The 14,162-nt window shown below is 62.2% G+C and carries 11 protein-coding genes; 4 read left to right on the top strand and 7 right to left on the bottom strand.

What is annotated here, in order from left to right; genetic code table 11:
• Positions 1 to 10: 10 nt before the first annotated feature.
• The 6 genes from ACUY2Y_RS05130 to infC all read right to left on the bottom strand — a co-directional run bounded on the left by ACUY2Y_RS05130 (position 11) and on the right by infC (position 3,713).
• Positions 11 to 1,090, bottom strand: coding sequence for a hypothetical protein (locus ACUY2Y_RS05130; protein ID WP_448325082.1), 1,080 nt, complete (start codon positions 1,088 to 1,090; stop codon positions 11 to 13).
• A gap of 152 nt (positions 1,091 to 1,242) precedes the next feature.
• Positions 1,243 to 1,692: a MarR family winged helix-turn-helix transcriptional regulator gene (locus tag ACUY2Y_RS05125; protein WP_448325081.1), complete on the bottom strand. Its 450-nt coding sequence runs from the start codon at positions 1,690 to 1,692 to the stop codon at positions 1,243 to 1,245.
• Entirely contained in the window at positions 1,673 to 2,293 is a 621-nt protein-coding gene (locus ACUY2Y_RS05120) for a DJ-1/PfpI family protein (protein ID WP_448325173.1), read from the bottom strand. Before ACUY2Y_RS05120 ends, ACUY2Y_RS05125 begins: the two co-directional genes overlap by 20 nt.
• Positions 2,294 to 2,445: 152 nt before the next feature.
• Positions 2,446 to 2,829, bottom strand: coding sequence for a 50S ribosomal protein L20 (gene rplT / locus ACUY2Y_RS05115; RefSeq protein WP_087117856.1), 384 nt, complete (start codon positions 2,827 to 2,829; stop codon positions 2,446 to 2,448).
• Positions 2,830 to 2,888: 59 nt separating this feature from the next.
• Complete coding sequence (rpmI, locus tag ACUY2Y_RS05110; RefSeq protein WP_259900108.1) at positions 2,889 to 3,083, bottom strand: 50S ribosomal protein L35; 195 nt, start codon at positions 3,081 to 3,083, stop codon at positions 2,889 to 2,891.
• Positions 3,084 to 3,134: 51 nt separating this feature from the next.
• On the bottom strand, positions 3,135 to 3,713 hold the full coding sequence (gene infC, locus ACUY2Y_RS05105) for a translation initiation factor IF-3 (RefSeq protein WP_210572271.1): 579 nt from the start codon (positions 3,711 to 3,713) through the stop codon (positions 3,135 to 3,137).
• A gap of 1,322 nt (positions 3,714 to 5,035) precedes the next feature.
• Between infC and ACUY2Y_RS05100 the strand changes: the two genes are divergently transcribed.
• On the top strand, positions 5,036 to 7,081 hold the full coding sequence (locus ACUY2Y_RS05100; protein WP_448325080.1) for a DUF2339 domain-containing protein: 2,046 nt from the start codon (positions 5,036 to 5,038) through the stop codon (positions 7,079 to 7,081).
• 24 nt (positions 7,082 to 7,105) lie between these two features.
• Here ACUY2Y_RS05100 and uvrA read toward each other — a convergent pair whose 3' ends face one another.
• Positions 7,106 to 9,964: an excinuclease ABC subunit UvrA gene (gene uvrA, locus ACUY2Y_RS05095; RefSeq protein WP_448325079.1), complete on the bottom strand. Its 2,859-nt coding sequence runs from the start codon at positions 9,962 to 9,964 to the stop codon at positions 7,106 to 7,108.
• Positions 9,965 to 10,032: 68 nt separating this feature from the next.
• On the opposite strand from uvrA, the gene ACUY2Y_RS05090 reads away from it, so the two are divergent.
• From ACUY2Y_RS05090 to ACUY2Y_RS05080, 3 genes are all read left to right on the top strand, one after another.
• Positions 10,033 to 10,632, top strand: coding sequence for an MBL fold metallo-hydrolase (locus ACUY2Y_RS05090; RefSeq protein ID WP_246874840.1), 600 nt, complete (start codon positions 10,033 to 10,035; stop codon positions 10,630 to 10,632).
• 80 nt (positions 10,633 to 10,712) lie between these two features.
• Entirely contained in the window at positions 10,713 to 11,828 is a 1,116-nt protein-coding gene (locus ACUY2Y_RS05085; RefSeq protein ID WP_448325078.1) for a DoxX family protein, read from the top strand.
• 120 nt (positions 11,829 to 11,948) lie between these two features.
• Positions 11,949 to 14,141, top strand: coding sequence for a HelD family protein (locus ACUY2Y_RS05080; RefSeq protein WP_448325077.1), 2,193 nt, complete (start codon positions 11,949 to 11,951; stop codon positions 14,139 to 14,141).
• Positions 14,142 to 14,162: the final 21 nt, after the last annotated feature.

Below are 14,162 nucleotides of genomic sequence, written 5' to 3'. Positions count from 1 at the left end.
TTATTGATGGCTAGTCGTCCGCTACGGGAGTCCGGTCCAAAATCTCGGCGATGGCCGTAGCGGGCACGACTGTCTTTTTCGCGTCTAAGTGGATGAGCTCGCCCATGGCTTCTGTCCATTCCGCAACTACGACCCGGTGGCCCTTCATCGTCGTTTCAATCAGGCCTCCGTCGACATTTCCTCCGGCGACAATCACGAGCACAAAAGCGATGTCCCCATCGTTGACGAACCGCGCCGCTTCCGCCAGAGCATTGATCGAACGGTGGCGGGACAGCTCCTTCAGACCGAGGTTGTGATCCACAAACGTGCCCTGCTGCGTCACACTCAAAGTGCCGTTCCAATATTTAATGTCCGCGACGACGACTCCGCCACGGGTGGAGATAATCTCGCCCACCTGAAGGGATTTCTCCTTCTCGGCTTGCTCGATCAGAGAGCCCAGAAAACGGTTCCTTTCCCGCGCCTGCAGAGTGGAAAAATCTAAACCGGAGAAGATGACCGGTTTGACCGCCCGCAATTCATTTTCCCGCACCCGTGTCAACGAAGAGCTTTTCCCCGGGCGGATATAGACATCGTGGGCGATCTGCACCTCGAATGGGAGCGCATTCTCCAGATCCAACCCGACCTGCTGCCGGCGGTAGAACGCCTCAGCGTACGTCTTCATGTGCGGGTGAGCATCAAGCCCGTTGAATGTTCCGCGCCGAGCTTGCTTCACCAGCGGACTCAATTTTTCGACGCTTTGTGCATTCCGTGCGCGCTTTTTCACCCACCAGAATTGAAACCGCAGAATGAAGCCGAGGGCGACAATCGTGACCACAGCCATGAATCCACGAGAAAGCCAGTGCCCCCACCCGGCATCGACGATCACGGCAATGACATTGACTATCAGCGCGAAAGAAGCCCACACCCCTAAAACGACGAGATTGAATTTGATGTTGAAGCGCAGAGACGCTTGTGCGGTTTGAGTGCGCTGCCACTTCTCGGCAGGATCCGCCGGATCGAATCTCTCTGGATCACGCGAGGAGGCCTGGACCGCACGCTCAAAGAAAAACCATGCACCAGACGACGGCGGTTTCCCTACGCGCAACGCCATGAGTGCCCAGTCTTCCCGCCGCCGCTGAAAAAATCGCTAATTGGCCCGTCCCACGGCAGCACGCTGAGCCGAGCACAGACAATTACAGCACAACGCCCCGCTGTCCCGGGGTGAAACCGGGAGCAACGGGGCGTCGATAAGCGACCGCACACTCAGTCAATTACATCTCGAATGGCCGACGTGAGCTCACGCACGAGCTCATGGAGGCGCAGAAGGTCGTCCTCGCCGACCTTCGCGGCGACAGCGTTGGCCCATAGATACTGGCGAGGAGCTAGTGCGGCGAGTTGCTCGTAGCCACTTTCAGTAAGTGCCAGCAATTGGGAGCGCTTGTGTTCTGGGTTCTCGCGCCACTGGACTGCACCGTTCTCGACGGCGACGTTGGCTAGGCGTTGGACACTCTGTCTCGCGTGGCCGAGACGCCTGGCGATCTCCGCTACCGGCAGCGGTTCTTCGATGAGCATACCGAGCACCTGCCACGAGGCAGGCGTGATCTGGGAATCTTCAGTAATTGAAGCTGCGGACTTGTCTAACGCGCCTGCCAGCTCAAAGACCGGCATTACTAGGTCAGTGAGCGCGTCGCCTTCAGGAGTTCTGCTTGACATCGAGCGCCTCAATGAATGCCGGAAACGCCTCGGGGTTGCCAAGGTAGAGGTGTTCCCATGCGCTCGTTACAGCATCTGGGAACAGTTCGATCTCCCGCAGGACCGCAGCCGTGAACTGCACCGGATAGAGACCGGAAGCGGTGATCACTCCGGCGTCGCTCACCACGGGGTCATGGCGGTAAAGGTCTCCGCCTTCGTAACCTGTGGCAGCAAGAAACTCAGGGGCATTGGAGGTGTGCTGACGGTGGTCCAAGACACCCGCCCGCGCGAGCACAAGCGTTCCACCGCAGATCGCCGCGACGGGGGTTCCGTTGGCTTCACATTCGCGCACGGTTTCCACGAGAGCGTCGTGGCCTGTTTCGTAGGTGTCGCCCCCGGGAATGACCAGGAGACTCAGATCGTTCGTCTCGAGGTTCTGCAGATCCTCATCGGGTTCCACGAGCATTTCACCGAGTGTTCGAACAGCTGCCTTTCCATCCCCGACGAACCGAAGTTCGCAACTCTCGGGTTTCACCTGCCGCGCCCGCGCTACGAGGGTCGTTAAGTAGGCATATTCCCAGTCGGCCATAGTGTCCGTCGCGTACACCGCGATAAGTTTCATCATAATTGACAGCATACTGTCACCTTGTATGTGCGGCAATGTGAACTGGGGGCCGATCTACTGCCTATTTTCACCGATGACATGGAAACGCCAAACGCCCCGTGCACCAGGCGAAAAGCTGGAGCAACGGGGCGTCGATAAGCGAAAAGCTCTTAGGCGGCCTTCGGAGCGTTGACGTCCTCCGGCAGAGCGTTCTTCGCGACCTCGCAGATAGCGGAGAACGCAGCGAAGTCGTTCACAGCCAGGTCAGCGAGGATCTTGCGGTCCACCTCGACCTCGGCCAGCTTCAGGCCGTGGATGAGACGGTTGTAGGTGATGTCGTTCATGCGGGCAGCAGCATTGATGCGCTGGATCCACAGCTTGCGGAACTCAGACTTGCGGGCGCGACGATCGCGGTACGCGTAGGTCTGGGAGTGCAGCCACTGCTCCTTCGCCTTGCGGTACAGGCGGGAACGCTGGCCGCGGTAGCCCTTAGCGGACTTGAGGATGGCGCGACGCTTCTTCTTGGCGTTAACTGAGCGCTTAACACGTGCCACAGTGATACTTCCTTACTTGTGAGAGATGTAGGTGTTTATTTCTGAAGGCAGGCGCTCTATTAAGCCTTGCCGAGGAGACGCTTGGTGCGCTTGACATCGCTCTTAGCGACGTCAGTGGTGCCGGAGAGCTTACGACGACGCTTCGCCGACAGCTTCTCGTTCAGGTGGCGCTTACCAGCCTGCTCGCGGCGCAGCTTGCCGGAACCGGTGACCTTGATGCGCTTTGCGGTGCCCTTGTGGGTCTTCTGCTTCATAGTGGTAAATCCTTTAGCTTTACTCGTTACGCCGGCGGGGCCAGCGGAACTCTACTTCTTACCCTTGCGAACGGGCCCAAGAACCATGGTCATGTTGCGGCCGTCCTGCTTCGGACGGGACTCGACCTGGCCGACCTCCTGGATGTCCTCGGCGAGGCGCTCCAGCAGGCGGTAGCCCAGCTCCGGACGCGACTGCTCGCGGCCGCGGAACATGATGGTCACCTTGACCTTGTTGCCCTTCTCCAAGAAGCGCTCAACATTGCTCTTCTTCGTCTGGTAGTCGTGCTCATCGATCTTCGGACGGAACTTCTGTTCCTTGACCACCGTCTGCTGCTGGTTCTTACGGGACTCACGGGCCTTCTGGGCCTGCTCGTACTTGTACTTGCCGTAGTCCATGATCTTGCACACCGGCGGCTTCGCGTTCGGCGCGACCTCGACCAGATCGAGGTCGGCTTCGTACGCGAGCTTGCGTGCATCATCGGTACGGACAATTCCAACCTGCTCGCCGGACGGGCCGACAAGACGAACTTCCGGAACGCGGATGCGTTCGTTGATCCGAGCTTCAGCGCTGATGAGAACTCCTAGGGGTGAGAAAGACGTGTGCTGTTCGCTACCGAATCGCTTGTGCAGCGCTCCCTCACAACAAAAACCCACGTTCCATCAGCTTTGCTGTGGGACGTGGGAGTTTATCCTCAACACGGCAGTCAGCGCACATCTCGTGCGTTTCGTACCGTTGTTTTGACCCTTAGCCTTCCATCACTGGCGGCATCAGGTGGGAGAAACTCCACTTGCAACCCGCGCGCTTTGGGGCGCGTCAGGCGGTAGTGCGTTAGACGATAGCACTCTTGTGTCGCTGATCAAAATCTTCGTAAATTTCTCGGTGAGCCGGGAACCTTTTGCCCCACTCGCACCGTCTAACAGATACATATTTAACTGCGAGGAGGATCATGAATATCAACGACCAGCGCATCACGCACATCCAAAAGACACTAGCCGAGTTGCGGTCCACCACCGACCACACGCAGCAGCTTATCGACGACCTCTCCCTCACCCTCGACCACCTCCGTTCCCCCGGCCCTCCTGAGCCGACCGACCACCGCCGTGTTCCCCGCGCCGGCGGGCCAGGAATGGCTCCTGCCCCGGGTCCTCGGCCGCGCCCTATGCCGTATCCCCGACCGCCTGTCCCACCGGTGCCGCCCAACCGGCAGCCTCCGCGCCCCGGTCCGCGTCCGATGCAGGGGCCGCCGCCACAACCGCAGCCGGTGCGGCAGGGCCCTCCTCCGCCACCACGGCCGAGGCCGCAACAGGGTCCTCCTCCGCCTCCGCGCCCCAGGCCACAGCAGGGCCCTCCTCCGCCTCCGCGCCCCAGGCCACAGCAGGGTCCTCCTCCGCCACCGCGCCCCAGGCCGCAGCAGGATCCTCCTCTGCAATCGCCTGTGCCCCAAGGACCCCCGCCTCCGCCGGTCAACCAAGAGCTGCAGCCACCGCAGCAGCCCTTGCCGCAACAGGGCCAGACGCCAGAACCGGAACCGGTGAAACAAACCCCGCCACCGCCTCCGCAGCCCAGCACGCTACAGAGTCCGTACCAGAACCCGCCTCTGGAGCCACGGCCGGAGAAGCAGGCGCCCCTGCAAGAACCCCGCCCTGAGCCCTTGCAAGAACCGCGGCGCGAGCCGGCGCAAGAACCGCGCCCTGAGCTCCTGCAAGACGCGCGTCACGAGCCCGTGCAAGAACCGCGGCGCGAGCCCGTGCAAGAACCGCGTCGTGAGCCCGTGCAAGAACCGCGTCGTGAGCCACAGCACGCTCCACACCCGGAACCGCAGCAAGACTCTGCTGAACAACCGCCACAGTTGACGACGCAGGACCCGACACCAGGACCAACGCCGGAACAGCCGCGTAGGCAGCCGCCCACATTCGTGCCTCAGGAGCCAACCGGGCCGGTGAAGCAACCGATGACGACTGAGCAAAAGGTCGTTCGGGCGGCCGCTGTGCTCGGGTCGATCATCACGTTCATCGGTGCATGCTTCGGTGTGGCGCTTGCGATCCAATCGGGGCTGCTCGGCCCTGTCGGGCGCGCAGTCGGCGCATTCCTCTTCGCGCTGATTCTTCTCGGTGTGGGCGTGCGGATCGACATCCGCCGGGGCGCGCAGCCTGGCGTGACGGCGCTGTACATGACATCTTTCCTGGTGATCCAGGCTGACCTCATCTACATGACGCAGCCCCAGGAATGGCTCTCACCCACCGGCCTGAGTATCACGTCACTTGCCTTGTGGATAGCGTTCCTCGGGCTCGCTATCTGGCGGAAGAACTTGTGGCTCGTCCTGTGCATGTGCATCTCCACTCTGTTCTTCGGCGGCCCAGTCTTCGGGCCCAACGCTGCCTCCGCCTTGCTGACAATGTCCTACCCGTTGCTCGCACTCCTCAGTTCGTGGGCGATACCATCCGTCAAAACACCGAACCTGGCGTTTACCACCCGGCTAATGACTGCAGAGATGCTGATTCACCAGCTCGTCTTGCTGGCGAGCATCACCAACTTCGAGGACAGTTTGGAATCAGTAGCCGTCTTCAACTTCGTCGGAATCTTCCTCCTGATCCTCGGCGACCGCTATTTCCCCATTCGGCAGTTGTCGCCAACCACTCGCAACTGGACATCCATTTACGCGCCCGCAGCAGTGATCCTGATGTCTTACACCGTGATCTGGAGGGTCTCCCTGTGGGTGCCGGTGGTGGTCGCCCTCGCCGCCACGATCCTCGTCGGTGTCCTGTGGTTCCGTTCGCGCGGCCCAGAGGAGGCTGAGCACGCAAATCGTAGCCTCACCGGCTGGCTCGGAATGCTCCCCTTCACTTTTGTGCCAGTGGTTTTTGACACCGGTGCAGATGTGGAGCGGAAGATGATCTCTGAGAGTATCGCCGTCATTGTCTTCTTTGTTGTTTTCACAGCCGTTCTGGTGCTCGTGCGTTACCGTGCGGCGCACAGGGTTCCGTTGCTCACCGCCTGGTCGGTGGCACTTTTCTTGGTCGTTCACGAATGGATCCCGGGCACGCTCTCTAGCAGTTTGGCGCGCTTCTTACCCGCCTATGACCTCGCCGTGGGGCTAGCCCTCATCGCCTTCCTCGGATTCGCGGCTAGTCAGTTCTGGCTGTGGCGTTCACTCAAACCGGTCGAAAGGAATCTCTTCGCGGCCGGAGGCTTGTTGTTCTCCGTAGTGGGCATCGTCACTGCCTCGACGGCAATCGGTGAGCTCATCTCTCCGAACGTCTTCGGCCTGACGGCGACAAAACGCGGGGTCATCCTGAGCGAAGAATACGCTTTCCCGCAAGGCTTCCAGGTCGGATTCTTCGTCGGCCACATGATCGTCTCCATCTCCTGGATGGCGTTGGCGGCATGGCTGCTCGTCAAGCGGCCGAAGCCGGGCACCGATCCGAAGGCTGCCCGAGTCGCCGGCCTGGTCATCGCGGTCTGCGCGACGGCGAAGCTCGTCCTATTCGACATGGCCTCGCTCAGCGGTATCCCGCGTGTGATTACTTTCGTTGTCTGCGGACTGCTGCTCATCGCGGTCGCTGTGCTCGGAGCACAGCGCAATGGCGGTAGCACCGGCAGAAGCGAGTCAGCGTTAGACGGCTTCTGGGCCAACGAAAATGCGGTACCCAGTCCGTACGCTGCGACAGCACCGCACGGACGTGTCGGACCCGTGCCGAATGGTGAACCCCAGCCCGCTTTTGCGGAAGCTCCGCAGCCACCACAGGACAGAAATCCGGGTACCGAGAGCCAGGCGAGTCAGATCAGCGTGGGCGTGAGTCGCGGACCAGAACACGCACCGGAACAGGAACAGCCCCAAGGTCCCCTGCCCGAGCGCAGCGATACAGCCAGCGAGAAGACCGAGCCAGCCGCCGACAGCGACCGGAGCGCGGACAGAGGCGCGTCCGACGGGCGCGACGCGAATGGCCGCGACGCTAGCGGCCGTGACGCCGCCGACCCGGAGTCGAGCCCGAGCTAACCAAGGCTCGGGCTCAGGCGGCGGCTACTTCCCCGGAAGGACGTCGGCGAGGAACTGGCCGGTGAAAGAACCGTCGACCTTCGCGACGTCCTCCGGGGTGCCCTGGGCAACGACGGTTCCGCCGCCGGAGCCACCCTCGGGACCCATGTCGATGATCCAGTCAGCGCACTTGATCACATCGAGGTTGTGCTCGATCACCAGCACTGAGTTGCCCTTGTCGACCAGGCCGTTGAGGACGTGCATCAGTTTGCGGATGTCCTCGAAGTGGAGGCCGGTCGTCGGCTCATCAAGGATGTAGATGGTGCGACCGTTGGAGCGCTTCTGCAGTTCGGCGGCCAGCTTCACGCGCTGAGCTTCGCCGCCAGACAGAGTCGTGGCGGACTGGCCGAGGCGGACATAGCCCAGGCCGACGTCGCAAAGCGTTTGCAGATAGCGGTGAATCGAAGTGATGGGCTCGAAGAATTCGGTGGCCTCGCTGATCGGCATGTCGAGCACCTCAGCGATGTTCTTCCCCTTGTACTGCACCTCGAGCGTTTCACGGTTGTAGCGCGCGCCGCCGCACACTTCGCACGGAACGTACACGTCCGGCAGGAAGTTCATCTCAATCTTGATGGTGCCGTCGCCGCGGCACGCCTCGCAGCGACCGCCCTTGACGTTGAAGGAGAAGCGCCCGGCCTTGTAGCCGCGGACTTTCGCCTCCTGCGTCTCAGCGAACAGGGTGCGGATCTTGTCGAAAACGCCCGTGTACGTCGCTGGATTCGAGCGCGGGGTACGGCCAATCGGCGACTGGTCGACCTGCACGAGCTTGTCTAGGTGCTCGAGCCCGTCGACCTTCTTCACGCGTCCTGGAACCTGGCGGGCACCGTTGAGGCGGTTCTGGAGAGTCTTCGCCAGAATCTGATTCACCAGCGTCGACTTGCCGGAGCCAGACACGCCAGTCACGGCAGTCAGCACGCCGAGCGGCACATTCACGGAGACATTATCGAGGTTGTTCTCGCGCGCACCGACGATCTTCAGCATTCGTTGCTTATCGACGCCGCGCCTTTCCCCCGGCACCTCAATCTCCTTGCGGCCCGACAGGTAATCGCCGGTGAGCGAGTTCTTGGCTTTCTCGATGCCTTTCGGCTCGCCCTGGTAAACGATCTCGCCGCCGTATTCGCCGGCGAGGGGCCCGACGTCGACGAGCCAGTCGGAGGCGCGGATGGTGTCCTCGTCGTGCTCGACGACGACGAGAGTGTTGCCGATGTCCCGCAACTTCTGCAGCGTCGCAATCAGGCGCTGGTTATCGCGCTGGTGCAGGCCGATCGACGGCTCATCCAGCACGTAGAGAACACCCGCAAGGCCAGATCCGATCTGGGTGGCCAAGCGGATGCGCTGCGCTTCGCCACCGGACAGGGTTCCCGCGGAACGCGACAGGGTCAGGTAATTCAGGCCGACGTCGAGCAGGAAGTGCAGACGCGCTTGAATCTCACGCAGCACGGCACCGGCAATCATCTCCTCGCGGTAGCCCAGGACCAGGTTGTCCAGGTACTCCGAAGCGTCCTCGATGGACAGCTCAGTCAACCCTGCGATGGACTTCTCGCCGTGAGTGGTGGAATCCAAGCGCACCGCGAGAATCTCCGGTTTCAGACGCGTGCCATTGCACGTCGGGCACGCGACTTCACGGGTGTACGCGAGGTAACGCTCCTTGGCGTGCTCGGATTCAGACTGCTCGATCTTGCGCTGCAAATACCCCTTCACGCCTTCAAAGGCGGAGGTGAAAGAACGCTGCCGGCCGTAGCGGTTCTTGTAGCGGACGGAGACTTTGGTTGACGTGCCGTCGATAAGCGCCTTGCGGTGCTTCGCGGACAAAGATGACAACGGATCGTGCGGATCGAATCCTTCCGCCTTCGCCAGCGCGACGACGAGCTTTTCGAAATACCCCTTATTCGGCGAGGAATTCCACGGCTGGAACGCATCGACCGCAGGTGCATCCGGGTCGGGAATCACGAGGTCCTCGTCGATCTCGGAACGCGTGCCGAGACCGTCGCAGGCCGGGCACGCGCCGAACGGCGAGTTGAACGAAAATGCGCGCGGCTCGTACTCCTCCACCGACAGCTTGTGGCCGTTCGGGCAGGCAGTTTTCTCGGAGAAGACCTCGACGCGCGCCGGGTCGTCCTGCTCGCGCTCGACCCAGTCGAAGGCGACGAGCCCGTCGGCGAGCTTCAGCGCAGTCTCCACCGAATCAGTGAGGCGCTGCTTCTGGCTCTCTTTGACGGTCAGGCGGTCGACCACCACGTCGATATTGTGCTTGACCTGTTTCTCCAGCTTCGGCGGATCAGACAGCTGATGCGTCTCGCCGTCGACGGTGACGCGCGCGTAGCCCTGCGCCGACAGGTCCGCGAACAGGTCGACGAATTCGCCCTTACGTTTGCGCACTATCGGCGCGAGCACCTGGAATTTCGTGCGCTCCGGCTGCTCCATCACCCGGTCGACGATCTGCTGCGGTGTCTGGCGCTGAATCACCGCGTCGCACACCGGGCAGTGCGGCGTTCCGGCGCGTGAGTACAGCAGACGCAGGTAGTCGTAAATCTCCGTGATTGTGCCCACCGTGGAGCGAGGGTTGCGGTTCGTCGACTTCTGATCAATGGACACGGCTGGACTGAGCCCGTCTATGTACTCGACATCCGGCTTGTCCATCTGCCCTAAGAACATGCGCGCGTACGAGCTCAGCGACTCGACATACCGCCGCTGCCCTTCCGCGAAGATCGTGTCGAACGCCAGCGACGACTTGCCGGAACCCGACAGCCCCGTGAACACCACCATTTTGTCGCGTGGCAGTTCCACGTCGACACCTTTGAGGTTGTGCTCGCGCGCACCGCGCACCGTCAATTTCTCAGCCACGTTCAGTCCTTCCCACGGCGTCTCTTCGAACAAACCTACCAACACCATTCCAACTACTCTTGGGTGCCATGAATTCCCTCAAGCTCCACCACGTTTCCGTGTCCAGCATGGACAACAATTGCTACCTCATCAGCTCAGGTGACCAGGGCTTGCTTATCGACGCCGCCGCCGAGCCCTCCACCCTCCTTTCCATGGCCGAATCCGCCGGGGTGCAGATCACCGACGTGCTGACGACGCACCGTCACTGGGACCACGTCGGCGCCCTGGAAGAGGTGCTCGCCAAGACTGGGGCGACGCACTGGGCCTCCCACCTCGACGCCCCTGCCCTGCCTGTTCCGCCGGATGAGGAGCTCAACGAAGGCGACGAGCTTTCGTTTGCCGGCCACAAACTTCCCGTCCACATCCTCCGCGGGCACACCCCCGGCGGCGCCGCAGTCGTCGCGGAGATCGACGGTGAAATCAATCTGTTCGTCGGCGACTCCCTCTTCCCCGGTGGCGTCGGCAAGACTCACAGCGAAGGTGATTTCGTGCGCCTGTTCAACGACGTCAAGGAACGGCTTTTCGACGTCTACCCCGATTCCGCCATCGTCAGGCCCGGCCACGGCGATCCCACCACTCTCGGCACCGAACGCCCCAACCTGGATGCCTGGTGGTCACGCCGCTGGTGAAAATTCCAGCACCACTGACTCTCCACAATGTCTACAGTGGAGGGGGAACATCCGCTGAATGAAGTAAGGAAAAAGTGAGTATGATCCGCAAACTTGCTCGTCCGATGCTCGCCTCTGTGTACATCGCAGACGGCGTGAAGACGGTGACGAATGCGTCCGAGTACGCAAGCGACGCTGAGCGTGTCGTCGACACCATTAAGTCCGTGCTGCCCAGCCAGTACGCGCAGTACATCCCGTCTGACCCGGAGACCGTAGCCAAGATCAACGGTGGCCTGAAGATCGGCGCCGGCAGCACCTTCGCCCTGGGCAAGGCTCCGCGCCTGTCCGCTGGTCTGCTCGCGGCCTCCACCGTGGGCACCCTGCTGGGCCGCAACGCTTTCTGGGAGGCCAAGAACGAGGACGACAAGCAGCGTCGTCGCAACGGCGCGATGACCAACGTCGCTCTCCTCGGCGGTGTACTGCTCGCGAGCGCGGACACCGAGGGCAAGCCGGGCCTGGCATGGCGCGCGCAGGATGCTGCGAAGCGCGGCAAGAAGAATATCCAGCAGGCACTGCCGACCCAGTCTGAGACCGACAAGGCCAAGAAGAAGGCTTCCGAGTGGTTCCAGGACACCGCTGAGACCGTCTCCGAGCGTGCTCAGGAAGTCGCCGACCAGGTCACCGACTACGTCGACGACAACAAGGACGACTGGAAGAAGACCGCCACCAAGTTCGCCGACAAGGCAGCTGACCGCGCATCCTCTCTCGCAGACGAAGCCACCAACTGGGCCGAGGACACCTACAAGGACGCCAAGCCCTCCAAGATCGAGAAGTTCAAGACCAAGCGCAAGGTCAAGGGCCTCGTGGGCGACCTGCAGGACAATGTCGAGGGCGGCCTCGACGACCTGCTCCCCTCCAAGATCGAGAAGTTCAAGGCGAAGCGCAAGGTCAACAGCGTTGTCAGCGATCTGCAGAACAACCTCGACGATCTGGGCCCCTCCGAGTGGGAGAAGTTCAAGGGCAAGCGCAAGGTGAATAAGGCTGCCGACAAGGCACAGGACAAGGCTCAAAACGCCATCGACGTCCTGCAGGAGGCCTTCGAGAAGCTCGACGCTTCCCCGTCCTGGTGGCAGAAGCGCAAGTGGAAGAAGAAGGCTAAGAAGGCAGAGAAGAAGGCCAACAAGTTCGTGAAGAAGGCAGAGAAGAAGCTCAGCTAAGCCTGGCGTTCACTGACCTTCAGCGTTCGGGCCCCGCGGCAGGGAATACTCCCTGTCCCGGGGCCGTTCGTTATTTGGGAACGCACAACCCGCGGTGAAAGGAGATTCAGGTTGCCGCAGATGGGATCAGCGCCGGACACACGTGCCGAAGAGCAACGCCACGTGAACACGCTCTTCGCGCATTTGGACCGTGAAGTCGCCGCGGCCAGCGCTCGGCTGGAGGAAGTCCAGGGCGCTGTCGACCCCGATAACCCGGACGCGGACGCTCTCGTGCGCCGCGAGACCGAGTACCACGCGCTCAACGCGAAGCTCGACGATCTCAATGTCGCGGAAACCGGCCTCGTCTTCGGGCGCATCGACATTGCCGACGACGACCCCGAAAATCCCGTTCCCAGCCGAGGCGACCTGGACCGTCGCTATATCGGACGCATGGGCATCGATGACCGCGCGGACAACTACCGCACTCTCCTGCTCGACTGGCGCGCACCCATGGCTCGCCCATATTACTTGGCGACGACGGCGCATCCGGAAGGCGTCGAAAAGCGCCGCAATATCCGCATGCGCGGCCGCACGGTCGAAGCTGTCGACGATGAAATCCTCTCCGGCGACCACGCCGACACAGCAACCCGCACCACCGACGTCGGCAGCGAAGCAGCTCTGTTGCGCGCGATGAATTCGCCCCGCACAGGCCACATGCAGTCGATCGTGGAGACCATCCAGCGCGAGCAAGACGAGATCATCCGCGACCCGACGCGCGGCGTCCTCGTCGTGGGCGGCGGTCCCGGCACCGGCAAGACAGCTGTGGCGCTGCACCGCGTGGCGTACTTGCTGTACACGTGGCGCGACCAGTTGGCCCGCACGGGCGTGCTCGTTGTCGGCCCGAACCGGACATTCCTGGACTACATCTCACGCGTCCTGCCGGAACTCGGCGAGACGGGCGTGGTGCTCAGCACCGTCGCCGACCTCGTCCCTGGCATCACGCCGACTGGCTCGGACTCGCTCGTCGCACGTGAAGTCAAGGGAACAGAAGACATGGCGATCATCCTCAAACGCGCCGTGCAGAACCTCCAGACGGTCCCCGAGAACAATATTGACCTGCGCATCGACGGCATTGACATCGCCGTCACGCCCGCCATGATCACCGCCGCACGCACTCGTGCGCGCCGCTCGCGCAAGCCGCACAACGAGGCACGCGCGTATTTCGCGGATCACCTCACCCAGCTCATCGCGGAGGCGCTCGCAGAGAAGATCGGTGCGGATCCCCTGGGCGGGACCAACCTGCTTTCAGAGGCAGACGTCGACCAGTTGCACGACGATCTCGCGGAGGAAGGGCAGGTTGCAGGGATCGTCGATAAGCATTTTCCTGAACTCGACGCTCCTGCCGTTCTCGCTGGTCTCCTGGGCTCCCGCGACGCGATCGCGGCAGCCGCGCACGACTACGACGACCTCACGCGCGACGCGTTGTTCCGCACCGACGGGTGGGCTTTCACGCCCGCAGACACAGCGCTTATCGACGAACTCTTCACCCTCACCGGCCTTCCCACCCCCTCCGACGAAGCCGAAAAAGCCTACAAAAAGTGGCGGGAACTCGTCGCGGACGCCGAAGACGCTCTGGACATCCTCGCCTCTTCCGCCAACACCGATACCGACGACGAATTCGAAGCCGAAGTGCTCTCCGCCCACGACATCATCGACGCCGAGACCCTCGCCAGCCGCCAACGCGAAACCGACGTCCGCTCCACCGCTGAGCGCGCGCGAGCCGATCTGAGCTGGGCGTACGGCCACGTCATTGTCGATGAAGCCCAAGAACTCACCCCCATGGAATGGCGCATGGTGTTCCGGCGCTGCCCGTCCCGGTGGATGACTCTGGTGGGCGATCCCGCGCAAACGTCCTCGCCCGCGGGTGTGGAGACCTGGGCCGAAGCCCTCTCCCCCTTCATCGGCGACCGGTTCCGCTTCCATGAGCTCACCGTCAACTACCGTACTCCCGCCGAGATCATGGAATACGCCCACGATATCCTCGCCGAAATCGACCCCGGTGCCGCTCCTGCCGTGACAGTCCGCTCCACCGGCGAACCCGTGCGCCTGCTGCCCGCAGGAACCGATCCAGGAGCTGTCCGCTCCGAACTCGAGTCGCGGGGCGGGCTGACCGCTGTTGTGACCGTCGATAACGTCGGCGCCGTCAAAGGACTCGAATACGACCACGTCGTCGTGGTGGATCCCGACACCATCATCAACGCCTCGCCACAGGGGTGGCAGGACCTCTACGTCGCAGTCACGCGCGCCACGCAGACCCTGACGCTCATCGGTTAGCGCGCATCTTTTTCCCAGTTC

The organism is Corynebacterium sp. 20-84, assembly GCF_053479455.1.
Note: the sequence above shows the minus strand (reverse complement) of the source record. Positions and strands in the feature narration are given on the sequence as shown.